This is a genomic window from Actinomadura formosensis (assembly GCF_050948385.1).
GTDB classification, from domain to species: Bacteria; Actinomycetota; Actinomycetes; order Streptosporangiales; family Streptosporangiaceae; genus Spirillospora; species Spirillospora formosensis.
In genome coordinates this window covers 7,133,581-7,149,775 of the sequence record NZ_CP192011.1, presented here as the reverse complement: position 1 = coordinate 7,149,775, position 16,195 = coordinate 7,133,581, and the positions used below count along the sequence as shown (strand labels likewise).

The window sequence follows — 16,195 nt, the reverse complement described above, 5'->3', positions numbered from 1 at the left end:
CAAGGAGCGCAAATCGACACAGACCCTAGGGGAGTGGGGCCAGATGTGGATCACGGATTGGACCGCGCGCGCCGCCTGCCGTAACGCGGATCCCGATGCCCTGTTCGTGCAGGGAGCGGCGCAGAACCGGGCCAAGCTCATCTGCCGCGGCTGCCCAGTGCGCACGGAGTGTCTCGCTGACGCCCTCGACAACCGGATCGAGTTCGGTGTCTGGGGCGGGATGACCGAGCGTGAGCGCCGGGCTCTGCTGCGGCGGCGGCCGGATGTGCGGTCGTGGCGCGACCTGCTGGAGACCGCGAAGGAAGAGTACGAGCGGTCGGCCGAGGTGGACGAGCAGGAGCTCGTCGCCAGCTGATCTCGGGCCGGGTGATCGGCTCGTCCGGCAGAGGTTCAGGGCCCGGCAGGGCTCAATGAGAAGCGTGGTGACAGGCCCGCATCGCCTTTCGCGATGTGGGCCGTCGCCGCGCTTTTCGCGTCTCGCTGATCGTCCGGTCCGGCGGCGAATGCGGCGTGCCGGCGGCGTCCGCTTCCTCGGCCCGCCGATCGGTGCGATCAGCCTCCGCCGAATGCTTTGCCCCGGCCCGTACTCGTCGGCAGTGCGTGCCCGGCGAACCCGGCGATCATCCGCCCGGCCGGTGTTTCCGTGGCCGGTACATCATCGAGCACGGTCCACCATGAAGGTCATGCGGCGGATGGGGGTGCGGTGGGGGCGGCCAGGTCTTCGCCCACCTGGCGCAGGCCCTCAAGGTCGTGGACGTCCTCGGCCTGGGCGGGGACCACCGTGGCCGGGACGGTCGGGTGCGCGGACGCGAAGTGGTCGCGGAGGCGTTCCTCGCGGGCGGCGAGCTGCATGCGGTCGGTGTGCAGGCGGAGCAGGGCCGCGGTCAGCGCGTGCTCGCCGCGTTCCTCCAGGTTCTCGGCGGCGGCCTGGCTGCGGGCGGCCGACAGCGAGTCGGCCGCGGATTCGTGGACGCGGTTGACCACGAGCCCGGCGAGCGGCATCCGCTCCTCGGCGAGACGTTCGACGAAGTAGGACGCCTCGCGGAGCGCGTCCGGCTCGGGCGCGGCGACGACGAGGAACGCGGTCCCGGGGGTCTGCAGCAGCTTGAACGTCTTCTCGGCCCGCTCCCGGAACCCGCCGAACATCGTGTCGAACGCGGCGACGAACGTCTGCACGTCGCGGAGCAGCTGGACGCCGAGGACCTTGTTGATGATGCCGGTGAACATGCCGAACCCGGTGCTGATCACCTTGACGCCGAAGCGGCCGCCGGTCTTGGCCGGGGCGGCGAGGATCCGCATGAAGCGGCCGTCGAGGAAACGGCCCATGCGTTCGGGGGCGTCCAGGAAGTCGAGGGCGTTGCGGGACGGCGGCGTGTCCACGATGATCAGGTCCCAGGCGCCGGAGCGGTGCAGCTGCCCGAGCTTCTCCATCGCCATGTACTCCTGCGTGCCCGACAGGCTGGACGACAGCGACTGGTAGAAGGGGTTGGCGAGGATCTGCTTCGCCCGGTCCGGGTCCGCGTGCGCCTCGACGATCTCGTCGAAGGTGCGCTTCATGTCGAGCATCATGGCGTGCAGCTCGCCGTCGCCCTCGATCTCGATCTTGCGCGGGCTGTTGTCGAGCTCGGACAGGCCCATCGACTGGGCGAGCCGGCGCGCCGGGTCCACGGTGAGGACGACGACGTCGCGGCCCCGCTCGGCCGCCCGGACGCCGAGCGCGGCGGCCGTGGTCGTCTTCCCGACCCCGCCCGAACCGCAGCACACGATGATCTTCGTGCGGGGGTCGTCGAGGAGGGCGTCGACGTCGAGGACGGGAGGGGTCTTGCCGGCCGGGCTCATCGGTTCACCTCTGTGCTCCGCCGGGATCGCTCCACAGGGCCACCGGACCGTGCCGCGCGGCCCTTCACCGTACGTCCACCCGCGAAAGCGTCCGGCGTGCCGTGGCCGAAGGCGGCGTGCTTCTCTGCCAGGGCGACCCACGACACGCCCTGCAACGTCGCTGTCCCAGCCCGTGCTTCTCTACGCATCACTGCATGTACTCCCAGGAACGTCCCGCTGCGGGACGTGGTGTGGCCTGAGTGCGGTCGTCCGGTGTATGCCGTCGCGTGGGGGCGGTAGCCCTTGTCGTGCTGGGCGGGAGCCGTGCGCGCGGCGCGTTCGCTGTCGGCGGGGGCGGTCATGCGGCACCTTGGGCGCGGAGGGCGGCGGCCAGGTCGTAGAGGCCCGCGAGGTCCATGCCGTCCGAGAGCAGCGGGAGGGTGTAGCGGGGGCGGTCGACGGAGTCGAGGCGCTCCTTCTCGCGGCGCTGGAGGGCGGTGCGGCGGGCGTGGTCGCCGGCCTCGGCGGCGAGCTCGGCGGCGATGGACTCGGCGTTGTGCTCCAGCCCGGCGGCCTTCACGCCCCGGATGATCTCGTCGGTGTCCAGGGTGCCGGCGGCGGCCGCGGCGAGGTCGTCCTCGGTGAGGACGGGCTGGTGCTCCATGTTGACGATGACGGCGCCGGCGGGGAGCCCGACCCCGGTGATGTCTCGGATTCCGTCCATCGTCTCCTGGACGGGCATCTCTTCGAGGAGGGTGACGAAATGCACAGCGGTTTCAGGGCTGCGCACGACCTGCATCACCGTGTCGGCGTGGTTGCGGATTGGGCCCACCTTGGCGAGCCCGGACACCTCGTCGTTCACGTTGAGGAACTTGGTGATGCGGCCGGTGGGCGGGGCGTCCATCACGACGGCGTCGTAGATGAACGTGCCGTCCTTCTTCTTGCGGCGCACCGCCTCCGACGTCTTGCCGGTGAGGATGACGTCGCGCAGGCCGGGGGCGATGGTGGTGACGAAGTCGACGATGCCGAGCTTGGTCATCGCCTTGCCGGCGCGTTTGAGGTTGTAGAACATTTCGAGGTACTCGATGAGCGCCTCTTCGGTGTCGATGGCGAGCGCGTACACGTCCCCGCCGTCGGGGGCGACCGCGACGCGGCGCTCCTCGTACGGGAGGGGCGGGCAGTCGAAGAGCTGGGCGATGCCCTGGCGCCCCTCGACCTCGACGAGCAGGACCTTGCGGCCTCCGGCGGCCAGGGCAAGGGCGAGGGCGGCCGCGACGGTCGTCTTGCCCGTCCCGCCCTTCCCGGTGACCACATGGAGGCGTACGCCGTCCCAGTCGGTGTCTCTCGCGCTCACCCAATCGACCATATCGTTCACTCGGCAAACACTTCAGAGGGCTCCGGCCCCTATGCAAGTGATCCCTGACACGGTTTCCCGCAAGATCATTCGTGCGGGCGTTGTACACGGGCGTGCCCACGCGGTTAGCTGGGAAACGTGAACCGTCCCCGGGCGGTTCCGGCTGGATCTTCCAGGGTCCAGGGTTCTGCCGGAGCCCAGGCGCTTGCGGCCCCGGCGTCCACACGAGAAAGGTGCCCGTGATGGAAGCGGTGGCCCTCGTCATCTTGCTCATCGTCGTCGTGGTCGGACTGATCGCCCTGGCGTCGTCGGTCCGGGTCGTCCAGCAGTACGAACAGGGGATCGTGTTCCGGTTCGGCCAGGTCCAGCGGGGCGGGCAACTGCGTCCCGGCGCGGTGCGCGCACCCGGCCTGACGGTGATCGTGCCGATCGCCGACCGAATGCAGAAGGTCAGCCGGCAGACGATCACCATGGGGGTGCCGGCCCAGGAGGGCATCACCCAGGACAACGTCAGCGTCCGCGTCGACGCGGTCGTCTACTTCCGGGTGATCGACCCGGTGAAGGCGATCGTGAACGTCTACAACTACGGCAACGCGGTGTCGCAGGTGGCGCAGACGTCGCTGCGGTCGGTGATCGGGCAGGCCGACATGCAGGAGCTGCTCAGCGAGCGCGAGAAGATCAACATGCGGCTGCGGGCGATCATCGACGAGATCACCGAGGGGCCGTGGGGCATCCTGATCGAGCGGGTCGAGATCAAGGACGTCTCGCTGCCCGAGGGCATGAAGCGGTCGATGGCCCGGCAGGCGGAGGCGGAGCGGGAGCGCCGCGCCCGGATCATCACCGCGGACGGCGAGTTCCAGGCGTCCAAGCGCCTCGCCGCCGCCGCGGAGATCATGTCGCAGGATCCGGCGGCCCTCCAGCTGCGCCTGCTGCAGACGGTCGTCGAGGTCTCCGCCGAGAAGAACAGCACGCTGGTCATGCCGCTGCCGGTCGAGATCCTGCGGTTCTTCGAGCGGGCCGCGGGCGGTCCCGGACGCTCCGAGGAAGGCGAGGGCGGCAAGCTCGACCTCGGTGAGCGGCTCGCCAAGGCGGAGGAGGAACTGGCCAAGGCGGCGGAACAGCCCTCGACCCTGGAGCCGGTCGAGGACGTCCCGCCGGTCATCGGCCTGGACGAGCCGAAGCACGGTTCGGCGCCCGCGCGGGAGATCTCGGACGCGCCGTCCGGCGAGCAGCGCGGCATCACGGGCGGCGACGGTGCGTCCGGTGCCCGGCCCGGCCAGGAGCCGGGCGACCAGGACCGGCCCGTCTGATCTACACCGCCTCCTCCCGCGGGTGGGCGGTGTCCGGCATGGTCAGGCGGCGGACGCCGGGGACGGCGGCCGTGCCCAGGCATGACGCGCCCACCAGGACGGCCGCCACCATGAGCGGCGTGGAGGCGCCCCACGTGGACGCCGCCCAGGGGGCGAGCGCGTAGCCCAGCGGGGCGGCGGCCAGGGAGAGCAGCCAGTCGTAGGACGTCACGCGGGCCAGAGCCTGCCGCGGGATGCTCTTCTGCACGACGGTCTCCCATGTCGGGTTCAGGACGCCGAGACCGGCCAGCGCCAGCCCGTAGGAGCCGATGACCAGGGGCGCGGGCGCGGTGACCGCCAGCAGCGCGAGGGGCAGGGCCAGGGCGGTGAGCCCCGCGTTCGCGACCAGGACGGGACGGCGGGGACGGACGCGCCCGGCGAGCAGCGCCCCGGCGAGCAGCCCGATGGCGCCGGTCTGCACGGTGGCGATCCACGTCCCCTCGCCGCCGAGCCGTTCGACGGCGATGACGGGCCCGAGGGTGAGCAGGACGGCGGAGGCGCCGTTCCAGACGCCGTGCGCGATCAGGCTCGTCCAGTACCAGTCGCGGGAGCGGACCTCCGACCAGCCTTCCGCGAGGTCCGCGCGCAGCGAGCGCTTCGGCGGCGGGACGTGCCGGACGCGCGCCAGGGCCAGGAGCACGGCGCTCGCGGCGAAGGACGCGGAGTCGAGCAGGAACGTCCAGCCGGGGCCGATGGTCAGCACGAACGTCCCGGCGAGGGCGGGCCCGGCGAGGCCGGTGGCGCCCCCGGCGGCGCCGATGAGCGCGTTGGCCCGCCGCAGCCCGGACGGTTCGACGGTGCCGGTGACCAGGGGCGAGATCGTCGGCGCCTGGAACGCCGCGGCCGTCCCGCCGATCAGCTGGGTCACGGCGAGATGCCACAGCCGCGGTTCGCCGCCGAGCAGTTCGAGCCCGGCGAACAGCTGGGCGCCCGCGCTGACGAGGTCGGTGGCCAGGGCGACGCCCCGGGTGCCGAGGCGGTCGGCGACGACGCCGCCGATGGGCAGCAGGAGCAGGCGCGGCACCATCGCGCAGCCGAGCACGAGGGCGAGCGCGGCGGTGGAGCCGGTCGCGCGCAGGACGGCGAGCGCGAGCGCGGCGGGCACGGCCGCGTCGCCGGTCATGGACAGCACGCGCGCGCCGAACAGCAGCCGGAAGTCCCGGCTGCGCAGTGGGTGAGCCATGCCGGGCAATCTAGTTCGTCACCGAACTATTCGGCAAGGAGTTATTCGGCAAGGAGTTATTCGTTGCCGACTACCATCGCGGTATGGGCGACACGGCACGGGACCGGGCAGATGATCATGTGGCGCGGTGGACGCCGATCCTGCCCGAGCTCGATCCCGACATGGAGGGCGCCGTGACGCGGATGGTGCACTTCGTCCGGCATCTCAAGCAGATCCGCGAGGCGTCCCTCACCGCGTCCGGCATGCAGTGGCACGAGTTCGACACGCTGCACGCGCTCGCGGGACGGCACGGCACCGCCGCGCCGTCCCGGCTCGCCGCCGACCTCGGCATGCCCCCGAACTCGATCACCGGCCGGCTGGACGCGCTGGAACGCCACGGCTACGTCCGCCGCACGCCGTCCCCCACCGACCGCCGCCGCGTCATCGTCGAGATGACCGACGCGGGCCGCGCCGCCTGGCGGGACGCGATGGACACCGTCGGCGCCGAGGAGGAGCGTCTCCTCGGCGTCCTCACCCCGGGCGAACGCCGCACCCTGTCCGACCTCCTGCGCCGCGTGATGCTCCGCGCGGAGCGGCGGGACGACCCGCCCGAAGCCGGTCCGACGGGGCAATCAGTAGGGTGAACGCCATGAAGAAGTGGGAGTACGCGACCGTTCCGCTGCTGGTGCACGCGACCAAGCAGATCCTTGACAACTGGGGCCAGGACGGGTGGGAACTCGTCACCGTCCTGCCGGGTCCGAACCCGGAGAACCTCGTGGCCTACTTCAAGCGCGAAGTCCAGTCCTAGAAGCCGGTCGCAACGAAGCCGGTTGCAACGAAGCCCGGTCGTAACGGAGCAGTACCTCAACGAGGAGGAATGGTCATGAGCACGCCCGAAGAGCGGATGCGTGAGCTGGGGATCGAGATTCCGGACGTCGTCCCGCCGGTCGCGTCGTACGTCCCGACCGCGCGGACGGGCTCGCTCGTCTACACCGCGGGCCAGGTTCCGGTGGTCAAGGGCGAACTGGGCGTCACCGGGAAGGTCGGCGCCGAGGTCAGCGTGGAGGAGGCCACCCGGCAGGCGCGGATCTGCGGGCTGAACGGCATCGCCGCGCTCAAGGCCGAGGTCGGTGAGCTGTCGCGGATCGTGCGGATCGTGAAGGTCGTCGGCTTCGTCGCGAGCGCCCCCGGCTTCACCGGCCAGCCGCAGGTGATCAACGGGGCGAGCGACCTGCTCGTCGAGGTGTTCGGGGACGCGGGCAAGCACGCGCGCAGCGCCGTGGGCGTCGCCGTCCTGCCGAGCGACGTGCCCGTCGAGGTGGAGTTCATCGCCGAGGTCCAGTAGCTCCCGAGGCTTGACGGAATGCCATTCGGTATGCCCGAATGGGCCGTCATGAGCATCGTGAACGGGCTGAAGCTGCCGGCGAGCTTCCGGGAGCGGATCGAGGACATCCGGGCGGGCCGGGCCGAGCCCGTGCCCGCGCGGCACGCCGCGACGGTCGTCGTGCTCCGCGATCACGACCGGCACGGGCTGCAGGCGTTCCTGCTGCGGCGCGTCCGGTCGATGGCGTTCGCGCCGGGCGCCTACGTCTTCCCGGGCGGCTCGGTCGACCCGCGTGACGGCGAGGCGGCGCCGGCCTGGTCGGGCCCGCCGCCCGCCGAGTGGGGCGCGGCGTTCAACGCGGACGAGACGCTGGCCCGCGAGCTGGTGTGCGCGGCGGTGCGGGAGACGTTCGAGGAGACGCTCGTGCTGCTGGCGGGGCCGACGGGCGAGACGGTCGTGGACGACACCCGCGGCGAGGAGTGGGAGGCGGACCGGCGGGCGCTGCTGGACCGGTCCCAGTCGTTCGGCGACTTCCTCGCCCGGCGCGGCCTGGTCCTGCGCGCGGACCTGCTGCGTCCGTGGGCGCACTGGATCACCCCGGCGATCGAGCCGAAGCGCTACGACACGCGCTTCTTCGTCGCGGCGATGCCGGAGGGGCAGCGGGCCGGGGACGTCAGCACCGAGGCCGACCGGGTCGCGTGGGTGCGTCCGGAGGAGGCGGCCGAGCGCGCGCTGAAGGGCGAGTGGATGATGCTGCCGCCCACGATCGCGACGCTGGCGGAGCTGGCCGAGTTCGACACCGTGGCGGACGTGCTGGCCGCGCGGCGGGAGATCGTCGTCCACGAGCCCATGGCGGAGATCATCGACGGCGAGGCGTACCTCGTCCTGCCCGAGGGCGCCGCGCAGCACTACCCCCGGGGATGAGCGCGCGCCGGATGCCACCGGCCCAGGCCCTCATGCGGCGGCTGGCGGGCACCTCGGCGCTCCGGCATCTCGAACGTCTCGGCTGGAACCCGGCCCGTCACCCGGATCGGACCTCGGGCAGGATGGGAGATATGACGGAGATCGACGGAATGGGTACCGAAAGGGCGACTTGCGTGCTCGCTCCGAACCCGTCCGCCATGACCCTGGACGGCACGAACACGTGGATCATCGCCGAGCCGGGGGCGGACGAGGCCGTCGTCGTCGACCCCGGCCCCAAGGACGGCGCGCATCTCCGGCGCGTGCTGGAAACGGTCGAGGCGCAGGGCCGTCGCGTGGGCCTCGTCCTGCTCACCCACGGCCACCCCGACCACTCCGCCGGGGCCGGCAGGTTCGCGAAGCTGGCCGGCGGCTCGGTCAAGGTACGGGCCCTCGACCCCCGGCACCGGCTCGGCGACGAGGGGCTCTCGGAGGGCGACGTCGTCACCACGGGCGGCCTGGAACTGCGGATCATGGAGACGCCGGGCCACAGCCACGACTCGCTCACGTTCTGGCTTCCGGCGGACGGTGCCGTCCTCACCGGCGACACCATTCTCGGCTACGGGACGACGGTCCTGGAAGGCGGCCTGGGCGACTACCTTGACTCGCTCGACCGGCTGCGCCGTTTCTCCGCCGATGTTGAGGCCGCCACCATCCTCCCCGGCCACGGCCCCAAGCTGGACGACCCGATCGCCGTCCTCGACTACTACATCGACCATCGCCGGGAGCGCCTCGCACAGGTCGAGGCGGCCGTCGCCGCGGGCGCGCGCACCGCGCGCGAGGTCGTCGAACGCGTCTACGCCGACGTCGACAAGTCCCTCTGGCCCGCGGCCGAATGGTCGGTCCAGTCGCAACTGGACTATCTGAACGGCCGCTGAGCGCGGCTCACTTCGAGCGCTTGCGGAGGCGCTCGATGTCGAGGATCACCACGGCGCGCGCCTCGATGCGCAGCCAGTTGCGCTGCGCGAAGTCGGCGAGCGCCTTGTTGACGGTCTCGCGGGAGGCGCCGACGAGCTGCGCCAGTTCCTCCTGCGTGAGGTCGTGGTGGACGTGCAGCCCCGCCTCGGACGGCTGCCCGAAACGCTCGGCGAGGTCGAGCAGCGCCTTGGCGACGCGTCCGGGAACGTCGGTGAAGACGAGGTCGGCCATCACGTCGTTGGTCTTGCGGAGCCGCTGCGCCAGGGCGCGGAGCAGCTGCACGGCGACCTCCGGGTGCCCGGTGAGCCAGGGCCGCAGGTCGTCGTGGCCGAGCCCGGCGAGGCGGCACTCGGTCACCGCGATGGCGCTCGCGGTGCGGGGGCGCGGGTCGAACAGGGACAGCTCGCCGAACATCTCGCTCGGGCCGAGCACGCTCAGCAGGTTCTCCCGGCCGTCGGGCGCCGTCCGGGTCAGCTTGATCTTGCCCTCCAGGACGACGTACAGCCGGTCCCCGGTCTCTCCCTCGTTGAACAGCGTCTGACCGCGCGCGAGACGCACCTCGGTCACGTTGGCGCGCAGCGCCTTGGCGCCCTGCTCGTCGAGGGCCTCAAAGAGCGGGGCTCTACTCAGAACGTCCACGTCGCGATCGGTCACGCTTCTCCTCCTCGAACACCTACATGCCTAGTGTGACGTACGTCCCACCGCGTGCGTGAGGGCAAGGTCACGGCGCGCCGAAACGCGGGACCGGGGTCGTGCGTCCCGCGGCGGGTCACGGTCCCGTTTGCCCAGTGTACGGACCAGCGGGTGAATGCCATCACACCGGTCTCAATCACCCGGAATCGGGCGAGATGGGCTCCTGCCTGCGGTGCCTTACCCTGAGCGGATGCAGAGCTCCGGCCCCCGCTCCACACCGCGCCGGCTTCCCCGGGGACGTCACGCGCTGTCCCGCTCGGAGGTCGAGCGCGTGCACCGGGACCGGCTCTGCGCCGCCATGGCGGCGGCGATGGCGGAGAAAGGATACGTCGGAACCTCGGTTGAGGATGTCCTCAAACGGGCCCGGGTGTCCAGGCAGAACTTCTACGGGCTGTTCTCGTCCAAGCTCGACTGCTTCATGGCGGCGTTCGACAAGGCGGGCGAGCTGCTCCGCCGCCGGCTGGAGGGCGCCGCGGAGGGCGAGGGCGATCCGGCGGCCCGGTTCGAGCGGGCTTTCACCACCTACCTGGAGGCGCTGGCGTCCGAACCGGGGTACGCGCGGCTGTTCCTGGTCGAGGTGTACGCGGCCGGGCCCGAGGCCATCCGGCGCCGTTCCGCCATGCAGCGCGATCTGGCCGGGGCTTTGGCGGGGCTCATGGGCGTGACCGGCGAGACGGCCGAATTCGCGTGCCAGATCGTCGTGTCCGCGGTGAGCACGATGGTGACGCCGGCGGTCGCGATGGGCGACATGGAGGCGCTGCGGGCGGTCGGGCCGCCGGTCGCCGAGCATGTGCGCCTCCTGCTTCGAGCGGGGGTCCTGGACGCCCGACCTGCCGTCTGAGGTGCTGTGATGCTCACCCCTGCGGTCTTCGGCCGGGACGCCGGGGGCGGTCGGGCCGGATGCGCAGGGCGGTGATCACGGTGGCGAGCATCTCGTAGTGACCGGCGAGGACGGTCAGCTCGACGCACTCGCCCTCGGTGAGGTGGGTGCGGAGCCGTGCCCAGGTCTCGTCGTCCAGGTCCCGTGCGTGATGGAGCTGGTCGGCCGCGGCGAGGATCGCCTGTTCGCGCGGCGTCCAGCCGGCGGCGGACGGGCCCGCCTTGACGCGCTCGACGTCCCGCCCCCGCACGCCCGAACGGCCGGCGATGCGGACGTGGTGGTCGAACTCGTAGCGGCAGTCGCGCAGGTGCGCGATGCGGAGGATCACCAGTTCGGTCTCGCGGCGCGGCAGGGTGCCGCCGGGCATGAGCCGTCCGGCGAACCACAGCCAGCCGCGGAACAGCCCGCGCCGGCGTGCCAGGGTCAGGAACAGGTTGGGCGGCCCGGTTCCGGCGGCCCGGCCCGCGACGCGGCAGGCGAGCCAGTTCACCACGCCGATGTCGCCGATGCCGCCTGGTGCGACGCGGGGCGCGCAGGCCCGCGGGGTCCGCCGGCGGGAAGGACTCACAGGTGAGAGTCCGGTTGCGGCGTGGTCAGTTCGACCTGCTCGTTCCGCGCGACCTCCAGAGTGAGGCGCAGTTTGCGCTGGACGACGCGGTCCAGCACGGGTTGCGCGAGCATCCGGACGGGCAGGACGCCCCCCACCCACCATGGAGCGACGACCCGCTTGGAGCGGCGGGCGATTCCGCGTTCCAGTGCGTCGATCCCCACCCGCAAGGGCGCGACTCCTGAAATGAGGCTGCTCGCAGGCCCCGAACCCATCAGCGCGGACGCCGCCTCAGTGCTGAACCCGCGCCGCGTCATGTCGGTGTCGAGTTCCGCGAAGTAGGCCACGCCCGCCTTCGCGCCCCACGGCCTCAGCTCGACCCTCAGCGTGTTGCCCAGCGCCTCCACCGCGGCCTTGGACGCGCTGTAGGCGCCCAGCAGAGGCAGATGAACGGCCGCCGCCAAGGACGCCACGGCCAGCGCGTAGCCGCGTTCATGGCTGATGTGGGGTCCGGCTGCCCGGAGCGTGTTGTGGACGCCCAGCACGTTCACCCGGAGGCTCTGTTCCAGTACGGACGGGTCGCCGCCGATGACGGGCATCTGCGCGGCCACACCGGCGTTGGCCACGACCACGTCCAGGCCGCCCAGTTCCTTGACCGCGTCGTTCACGACTTCCTCGACCCTGCCGCGGTCGGTCACGTCGCACGTCCACCAAGGCGCGGAACCGCACCCGCTCGCGACGGCCCCGAGTAGATCGGGTTCCAGACCGGCGAGCGCGACGCGGGCGCCGCGCTCGTGCAGCCGCGCCGCCAGGGCCGCGCCGATGCCCCGCGCCGCGCCCGTGATCAGCACGCGCCGTCCGGTGAGGGTCGCGGCCCACCGGGAGGAGTCGAGGATCATGCGGGGACCCTAACATAAAAGAACATGTATGTTTTTTTAAGGAAGGCTCTACGCTGGCGGGATGGCGACCACGACGGCATCGTCCCCCGCGGGCGGGCGCAAGCCCGAGTCCCGGCTGGCGCTCGTGCGGCGGGCGCGCCGGATGAACCGGATCCTGGCCGAGACATATCCGGACGCGCACTGCGAACTGGACTTCGGCACCCCGTTCCAGCTCCTCGTCGCGACCGTCCTGTCGGCGCAGACCACGGACGTGCGGGTCAACCTGACCACGCCCCAACTGTTCGCCAAGTACCCCACCCCGGAGGACCTGGCCGCGGCCGACCCCGAGGACGTCGAGGCGATCCTGAAGCCCACCGGGTTCTTCCGCGCCAAGACCAAGTCGGTCATGGGGCTGTCCGCCGCATTGCGCGACCAGTTCAAAGGCGAGGTCCCAGGACGCCTTGAGGACCTTGTCAAGCTGCCCGGTGTCGGGCGCAAGACGGCCAACGTCGTCCTGGGCAACGCGTTCGACGTCCCAGGGATCACCGTCGACACCCACTTCGGCCGCCTCGCGCGGCGATTCGCCTGGACGACCGAAGACGACCCCGTCAAGGTCGAACAAGAGGTCGGCACGCTCATCCCGCGCAAGGACTGGACGATGCTCTCCCACAGGCTCATCTGGCACGGCCGCCGGATGTGCCATGCCCGGCGTCCGGCCTGTGGTGTGTGCCCGCTCGCGCGGCTGTGCCCGTCCTTCGGTGAAGGGCCGACCGACGAGGAGACCGCGCGCAAGCTCGTGAAGCCGGGGCCGTTCTCATGACGGGCGTTCTCATGACGGGAAGGAACGCGGGCGTTCCTGAGTTGGGACGGACGTGACCGAGACCACCCCCAGCAGCCCCGCCTGGCTCGACCGCTTCCGCGTGGAAGGCCCCCGGATACCGGTGCCGCCGATGTTCCGGCCCGCGTCCGGCGCCCGCGCCGCCGCCGTCCTGATCCTCTTCGGCGAGGGGCCGGCGGGCCCGGACGTCCTGCTCACCGAGCGCGCCGCCACGCTGAACAAGCACGCCGGGCAGCCCGCGTTCCCCGGCGGCCGCATCGACCCCGAGGACGACGGCCCGGTCGCGGCGGCGCTGCGCGAGGCGTGGGAGGAGGCCGGTGTCGAACCGTCCGGCGTGGACGTCCTGTGCACGCTGCCGGAGCTCTACCTGTCGCGCAGCGAGCACCGCATCACGCCCGTCGCCGGCTGGTGGCGGGAGCCGTCGGAGGTCGCGCCCGGCCATCCGGGCGAGGTCGCGATGGTCGCACGCGTCCCGCTCGCCGAACTCGTCGACCCGGAGAACCGGCTGATGGTCCGGCACCCCTCCGGGATCAGGCTCGGGCCCGCGTTCCGCGTCCGCGACATGCTCGTGTGGGGGTTCACGGCGGCGCTGCTCACCCAGGTGCTGGACGCCGGCGGCTGGAACCGGCCGTGGGACACCTCTCACGTCGAGGACCTGCCGCCCGAGGTCCTGAACCTCGCCGCGCGCGGCTGAGAACCCCCCGTACGGCGGCAAGACCGCGCCTTTTCCAAGGTCAAGTGAATGATCCGCAGGTCAGGGGCGGGTTCTCGGCCGGCATGGCTCCGGTCACGTCCGCGTGTCACTCCGGACGGCTACCCGCCACGTCCGAAACCGGTACGGCGAGGGGACGTGAACCCGCTGCGCGGACCTATACGGTGAAGCGGTGCTGCACGACCACATTCTCGATCTGATCCTGCTCGTGCTCGTCGTGCTGTTCGGAGTCTCGGGCTACCGGCAGGGCTTCATCGTGAGCCTGCTGAGCTTCGTCGGCTTCGTCGGCGGCGGTGTCGCCGGGGTGCTGATCGCGCCGCCGATCGCCGAGGCCACGGTGGACGGCGCCGCGCAGCAGGCGCTCCTCGCCATCGTGATCGCGTTCCTGGCCGCCACCCTCGGGCAGCTGATCGCCTCGTCGCTCGGCGCCGTGCTGCGCAACCGGGTCACCGGCATGAACGCCCGCACCGCGGACGCGGTCGGCGGCACGTTCGTCAGCGCGACGTCGCTGCTGATCGTGGCGTGGTTCTTCGGCAGCCTGGTCGCCAACTCCGACTTCAAGCCCCTGCGGACCCAGGTCAAGGGCTCCTCGATCATCAGCGGCATCAACGGCGTGATGCCCGCGCAGGCGCAGACCTGGTTCACCTCCTTCCAGGGCTTCGTGCGGGGCAGCGAGTTCCCGCAGGTCTTCAACGGGCTCGGCGGCGAGTCGGTGGTGCAGGTGCCGCCGCCGGACGAGTCCGTGCTGAAGACCAGGGGCCTCAGGATCGCCAAGAACAGCATCGTGAAGGTGGTCAGCACGGCGCCGCAGTGCCAGCGCCGCATCGAGGGCACCGGGTTCGTGTTCGCGCCGCAGCACATCATGACCAACGCGCACGTCGTCGCCGGTGCGCGCGGTGCCTCGCTCGTGGCGACGATGAACGGCGCCACCACCAAGGGACGGGTCGTCCTGTACGACCCCAAGCGCGACATCGCCGTCCTGTACGTGCCGGGGCTGCGGGCTCCGGTGCTGCAGTTCGCCAGGGAGGCCCGCGTACGGGACGACGCGATCATCGCCGGGTTCCCGAAGAACCAGCCGTTCACGACGGGGGCCGCCCGCATCCGTGCCCGGCAGACCGCGCGGGGCCCGGACATCTACCACTCCGGCCAGGTCAGCCGTGAGATCTACGCACTCCGCGGCAAGGTCGAGCCCGGCAACTCGGGCGGGCCGCTGCTGTCCACGGACGGACGCGTGTACGGCGTCATCTTCGCGGCGGCACTGGACACCCCGTCCACCGGCTACGCGCTCACCGCGGATGAGGTCGCGCCTGATGCGCGCGTGGGCGCGCAGTCCACGGCGCCGGTGTCCACGCAGAACTGCTCTGACTAGATCGTGAGCCGCAGGGTCACAGGACCGTTCTCGGGGTGCACCGCCAGCTCGCGTACCCGCTGAACGACGCCCTTGACGTCGATGCTGTGCGGAGTCTCGGTTTCGTACGGGACGAGCCGGTCGGCGGCGCGGCTGAGGAGCGCTTCGGCGCCGCGGGTGTTTCCACGGCGGAGATGGGTTATTCCCACGGCGACCTGGGCCAGGCCCCTCCACAGCTCACGTTCGGGCTCCGGAGAGGCTTTCCAGACCGCCTCCAGCACTTCGTGGGCGTGGAACGGGCGGTCGGCGTCCAGGAGACGCTGTGCCTCTTCCAGGGCCTTCGCCGGGGGCATGGTGAGGTCGTCCGGCATGGTGGGGATGCCGGTGGCTCCATGGGGCAGCGGACGGCCATACGCGTCCCGTGGGCGTGCGTTGCGTGGGCGTCCAATCTGGTCGCGATCCCGCATGGGTCCACCGTACGCCCGGAGATCAGTGTTCGGGTTCCGGGTCGGCGAGCCATCCGAGAAGTTGCCTGTCGAACGCGTGAGGACGTTCCTGGTGGGGGAAGTGACCGGCGCCCTCGATGAGCTTCCAGCGGTAGGGGGCCGCCACATAGCGGCCGGAGCCCCGGGCACTGGCCGGAAGGACGCATGTGTCGAGCGCGCCGTGCAGGTGGAGTGTGGGTGCCTGGATGGGTGTGCGCATCCGGTGCGCGTAGCGGATACCGTCCGGGCGGGGCAGCGACCGGAAGAGCCAGCGGTGGTACTCCAGCGCGCAGTGGGCCGTGCCAGGGATCTGCACTGCCTTCCGCACAAGCTGCTCAGTGTGTTCGTCCGGCCAGCCTGGGCCGGACCAGTCGTGCAGGAGCCTGCCCACCAGCGCCGCATTGTCACGTACCAGACGCCGTTCAGGCCACAGCGGCACCTGGAAGCCGAGCGTGTGCCGCGCCGCCCATCCCTGGCCGCGCGGGTCACCGGCGAGGGCCTGCCGCAGCCGCAGCGGATGCGGGACGCTCACCACCGCCAGCCGCTGGACGATCTTCGGGTGGTAGACGGCCGCCGTCCAGGCGAGCAGCCCGCCCCAGTCGTGCCCGACGATGATCGCGTTCGCCTCGCCCAGCGCGCGGACGAGCCTGGCGGCGTCCCCGGCCAGCGTGACCAGGTCGTAGCCGCGCGGCGGCTTGTCGCTGCCGCCGTATCCGCGCAGGTCGACGGCCGCCGCGCGGTAGCCGGCCGCGGGCAGCGACACGAGCTGGTGGTGCCACGACCACCAGAACTCGGGAAAACCGTGCAGCAGCAGGACGAGCGGCCCCTCGCCGGCCTCGGCGATGTGGAACCGCGTCCCCCCGGCGCTGACCTGCCGGTGGGTCCACGGCCCGTCCACCTCGATCAGCGACGCGTCGTGCCCGGACATG

The 16,195-nt window shown here is 71.6% G+C and carries 19 protein-coding genes; 11 read left to right on the top strand and 8 right to left on the bottom strand.

Features of this window, described 5'->3' with window-relative positions:
• Nucleotides 1-43: 43 nt before the first annotated feature.
• On the top strand, nucleotides 44-355 hold the full coding sequence (locus tag ACQP1N_RS33585; RefSeq protein WP_067795458.1) for a WhiB family transcriptional regulator: 312 nt from the start codon (nucleotides 44-46) through the stop codon (nucleotides 353-355).
• Between the two features lie 326 nt (nucleotides 356-681).
• Here ACQP1N_RS33585 and ACQP1N_RS33580 read toward each other — a convergent pair whose 3' ends face one another.
• Together ACQP1N_RS33580 and ACQP1N_RS33575 are read right to left on the bottom strand one after the other, a co-directional pair.
• Entirely contained in the window at nucleotides 682-1,839 is a 1,158-nt protein-coding gene (locus ACQP1N_RS33580; protein WP_067795455.1) for an ArsA family ATPase, read from the bottom strand.
• Nucleotides 1,840-2,176: 337 nt separating this feature from the next.
• Nucleotides 2,177-3,172 carry an ArsA-related P-loop ATPase gene (locus ACQP1N_RS33575; protein WP_084262726.1) on the bottom strand — a complete coding sequence of 332 codons (996 nt, stop codon included), beginning with the start codon at nucleotides 3,170-3,172 and terminating at the stop codon, nucleotides 2,177-2,179.
• A gap of 242 nt (nucleotides 3,173-3,414) precedes the next feature.
• On the opposite strand from ACQP1N_RS33575, the gene ACQP1N_RS33570 reads away from it, so the two are divergent.
• Nucleotides 3,415-4,482 carry a slipin family protein gene (locus ACQP1N_RS33570; RefSeq protein ID WP_067795449.1) on the top strand — a complete coding sequence of 356 codons (1,068 nt, stop codon included), beginning with the start codon at nucleotides 3,415-3,417 and terminating at the stop codon, nucleotides 4,480-4,482.
• 1 nt (nucleotide 4,483) lies between these two features.
• Here the strand turns inward: ACQP1N_RS33570 and ACQP1N_RS33565 are convergent, their stop codons facing one another.
• Complete coding sequence (locus tag ACQP1N_RS33565) at nucleotides 4,484-5,704, bottom strand: MFS transporter (RefSeq protein WP_433228276.1); 1,221 nt, start codon at nucleotides 5,702-5,704, stop codon at nucleotides 4,484-4,486.
• A gap of 83 nt (nucleotides 5,705-5,787) precedes the next feature.
• On the opposite strand from ACQP1N_RS33565, the gene ACQP1N_RS33560 reads away from it, so the two are divergent.
• The 5 genes from ACQP1N_RS33560 (at nucleotide 5,788) to ACQP1N_RS33540 (ending at nucleotide 8,845) form a co-directional block, all read left to right on the top strand.
• A complete protein-coding gene (locus ACQP1N_RS33560; RefSeq protein WP_067795445.1) occupies nucleotides 5,788-6,327 on the top strand; it encodes a MarR family winged helix-turn-helix transcriptional regulator in 540 nt (179 codons plus the stop codon).
• Nucleotides 6,328-6,332: 5 nt separating this feature from the next.
• Complete coding sequence (locus ACQP1N_RS33555) at nucleotides 6,333-6,491, top strand: DUF4177 domain-containing protein (RefSeq protein ID WP_021591512.1); 159 nt, start codon at nucleotides 6,333-6,335, stop codon at nucleotides 6,489-6,491.
• Nucleotides 6,492-6,566: 75 nt separating this feature from the next.
• A complete protein-coding gene (locus ACQP1N_RS33550; protein ID WP_067795529.1) occupies nucleotides 6,567-7,028 on the top strand; it encodes a RidA family protein in 462 nt (153 codons plus the stop codon).
• A 48-nt stretch (nucleotides 7,029-7,076) separates the two neighbouring features.
• Nucleotides 7,077-7,931, top strand: coding sequence for an NUDIX hydrolase (locus ACQP1N_RS33545; protein WP_084262724.1), 855 nt, complete (start codon nucleotides 7,077-7,079; stop codon nucleotides 7,929-7,931).
• A 131-nt stretch (nucleotides 7,932-8,062) separates the two neighbouring features.
• Nucleotides 8,063-8,845, top strand: a complete 783-nt coding sequence (locus tag ACQP1N_RS33540; protein WP_242608596.1) for an MBL fold metallo-hydrolase — start codon at nucleotides 8,063-8,065, stop codon at nucleotides 8,843-8,845.
• A 7-nt stretch (nucleotides 8,846-8,852) separates the two neighbouring features.
• On the opposite strand, the gene ACQP1N_RS33535 is transcribed toward ACQP1N_RS33540, so the two are convergent.
• Nucleotides 8,853-9,539, bottom strand: a complete 687-nt coding sequence (locus tag ACQP1N_RS33535; protein WP_067483689.1) for a Crp/Fnr family transcriptional regulator — start codon at nucleotides 9,537-9,539, stop codon at nucleotides 8,853-8,855.
• Nucleotides 9,540-9,768: 229 nt separating this feature from the next.
• On the opposite strand from ACQP1N_RS33535, the gene ACQP1N_RS33530 reads away from it, so the two are divergent.
• The gene (locus ACQP1N_RS33530; RefSeq protein WP_131732367.1) at nucleotides 9,769-10,419 is read left to right on the top strand and encodes a TetR/AcrR family transcriptional regulator; all 651 of its coding nucleotides are present in this window, start codon (nucleotides 9,769-9,771) and stop codon (nucleotides 10,417-10,419) included.
• Nucleotides 10,420-10,432: 13 nt separating this feature from the next.
• On the opposite strand, the gene ACQP1N_RS33525 is transcribed toward ACQP1N_RS33530, so the two are convergent.
• On the bottom strand, nucleotides 10,433-11,026 hold the full coding sequence (locus ACQP1N_RS33525) for a carboxymuconolactone decarboxylase family protein (RefSeq protein ID WP_433228273.1): 594 nt from the start codon (nucleotides 11,024-11,026) through the stop codon (nucleotides 10,433-10,435).
• The gene (locus ACQP1N_RS33520; RefSeq protein WP_067795435.1) at nucleotides 11,023-11,904 is read right to left on the bottom strand and encodes an SDR family NAD(P)-dependent oxidoreductase; all 882 of its coding nucleotides are present in this window, start codon (nucleotides 11,902-11,904) and stop codon (nucleotides 11,023-11,025) included. The genes ACQP1N_RS33525 and ACQP1N_RS33520 overlap by 4 nt, the downstream gene beginning before the upstream one ends.
• A gap of 61 nt (nucleotides 11,905-11,965) precedes the next feature.
• Here ACQP1N_RS33520 and nth point away from each other — a divergent pair, with 61 nt between their 5' ends.
• From nth to ACQP1N_RS33505, 3 genes are all read left to right on the top strand, one after another.
• Nucleotides 11,966-12,703: an endonuclease III gene (gene nth / locus ACQP1N_RS33515; protein ID WP_067795432.1), complete on the top strand. Its 738-nt coding sequence runs from the start codon at nucleotides 11,966-11,968 to the stop codon at nucleotides 12,701-12,703.
• A gap of 130 nt (nucleotides 12,704-12,833) precedes the next feature.
• The gene (locus ACQP1N_RS33510; protein ID WP_084262723.1) at nucleotides 12,834-13,415 is read left to right on the top strand and encodes an NUDIX hydrolase; all 582 of its coding nucleotides are present in this window, start codon (nucleotides 12,834-12,836) and stop codon (nucleotides 13,413-13,415) included.
• Nucleotides 13,416-13,605: 190 nt separating this feature from the next.
• Nucleotides 13,606-14,802, top strand: coding sequence for a MarP family serine protease (locus ACQP1N_RS33505; RefSeq protein ID WP_174548835.1), 1,197 nt, complete (start codon nucleotides 13,606-13,608; stop codon nucleotides 14,800-14,802).
• Here the strand turns inward: ACQP1N_RS33505 and ACQP1N_RS33500 are convergent.
• A complete protein-coding gene (locus ACQP1N_RS33500) occupies nucleotides 14,799-15,152 on the bottom strand; it encodes a DUF309 domain-containing protein (RefSeq protein ID WP_242608595.1) in 354 nt (117 codons plus the stop codon). The genes ACQP1N_RS33505 and ACQP1N_RS33500 overlap by 4 nt on opposite strands.
• A 118-nt stretch (nucleotides 15,153-15,270) precedes the next feature.
• Nucleotides 15,271-16,194, bottom strand: coding sequence for an alpha/beta fold hydrolase (locus ACQP1N_RS33495; protein ID WP_067795421.1), 924 nt, complete (start codon nucleotides 16,192-16,194; stop codon nucleotides 15,271-15,273).
• Nucleotide 16,195: the final 1 nt, after the last annotated feature.

What these genes read in the sequence shown, in the direction of transcription:
- ACQP1N_RS33495 (WP_067795421.1), bottom strand. Translation starts at nt 16,194, where the DNA reads ATGTCCGGGCACGACGCGTCGCTGATCGAGGTGGACGGGCCGTGGACC.
- ACQP1N_RS33510 (WP_084262723.1), top strand. Translation starts at nt 12,834, where the DNA reads ATGTTCCGGCCCGCGTCCGGCGCCCGCGCCGCCGCCGTCCTGATCCTC.
- ACQP1N_RS33500 (WP_242608595.1), bottom strand. Translation starts at nt 15,152, where the DNA reads ATGCCGGACGACCTCACCATGCCCCCGGCGAAGGCCCTGGAAGAGGCA.
- ACQP1N_RS33560 (WP_067795445.1), top strand. Translation starts at nt 5,788, where the DNA reads ATGGGCGACACGGCACGGGACCGGGCAGATGATCATGTGGCGCGGTGG.
- ACQP1N_RS33555 (WP_021591512.1), top strand. Translation starts at nt 6,333, where the DNA reads ATGAAGAAGTGGGAGTACGCGACCGTTCCGCTGCTGGTGCACGCGACC.
- nth (WP_067795432.1), top strand. Translation starts at nt 11,966, where the DNA reads ATGGCGACCACGACGGCATCGTCCCCCGCGGGCGGGCGCAAGCCCGAG.
- ACQP1N_RS33520 (WP_067795435.1), bottom strand. Translation starts at nt 11,904, where the DNA reads ATGATCCTCGACTCCTCCCGGTGGGCCGCGACCCTCACCGGACGGCGC.
- ACQP1N_RS33540 (WP_242608596.1), top strand. Translation starts at nt 8,063, where the DNA reads ATGACGGAGATCGACGGAATGGGTACCGAAAGGGCGACTTGCGTGCTC.
- ACQP1N_RS33570 (WP_067795449.1), top strand. Translation starts at nt 3,415, where the DNA reads ATGGAAGCGGTGGCCCTCGTCATCTTGCTCATCGTCGTCGTGGTCGGA.
- ACQP1N_RS33550 (WP_067795529.1), top strand. Translation starts at nt 6,567, where the DNA reads ATGAGCACGCCCGAAGAGCGGATGCGTGAGCTGGGGATCGAGATTCCG.
- ACQP1N_RS33565 (WP_433228276.1), bottom strand. Translation starts at nt 5,704, where the DNA reads ATGGCTCACCCACTGCGCAGCCGGGACTTCCGGCTGCTGTTCGGCGCG.
- ACQP1N_RS33545 (WP_084262724.1), top strand. Translation starts at nt 7,077, where the DNA reads ATGAGCATCGTGAACGGGCTGAAGCTGCCGGCGAGCTTCCGGGAGCGG.
- ACQP1N_RS33585 (WP_067795458.1), top strand. Translation starts at nt 44, where the DNA reads ATGTGGATCACGGATTGGACCGCGCGCGCCGCCTGCCGTAACGCGGAT.
- ACQP1N_RS33580 (WP_067795455.1), bottom strand. Translation starts at nt 1,839, where the DNA reads ATGAGCCCGGCCGGCAAGACCCCTCCCGTCCTCGACGTCGACGCCCTC.
- ACQP1N_RS33530 (WP_131732367.1), top strand. Translation starts at nt 9,769, where the DNA reads ATGCAGAGCTCCGGCCCCCGCTCCACACCGCGCCGGCTTCCCCGGGGA.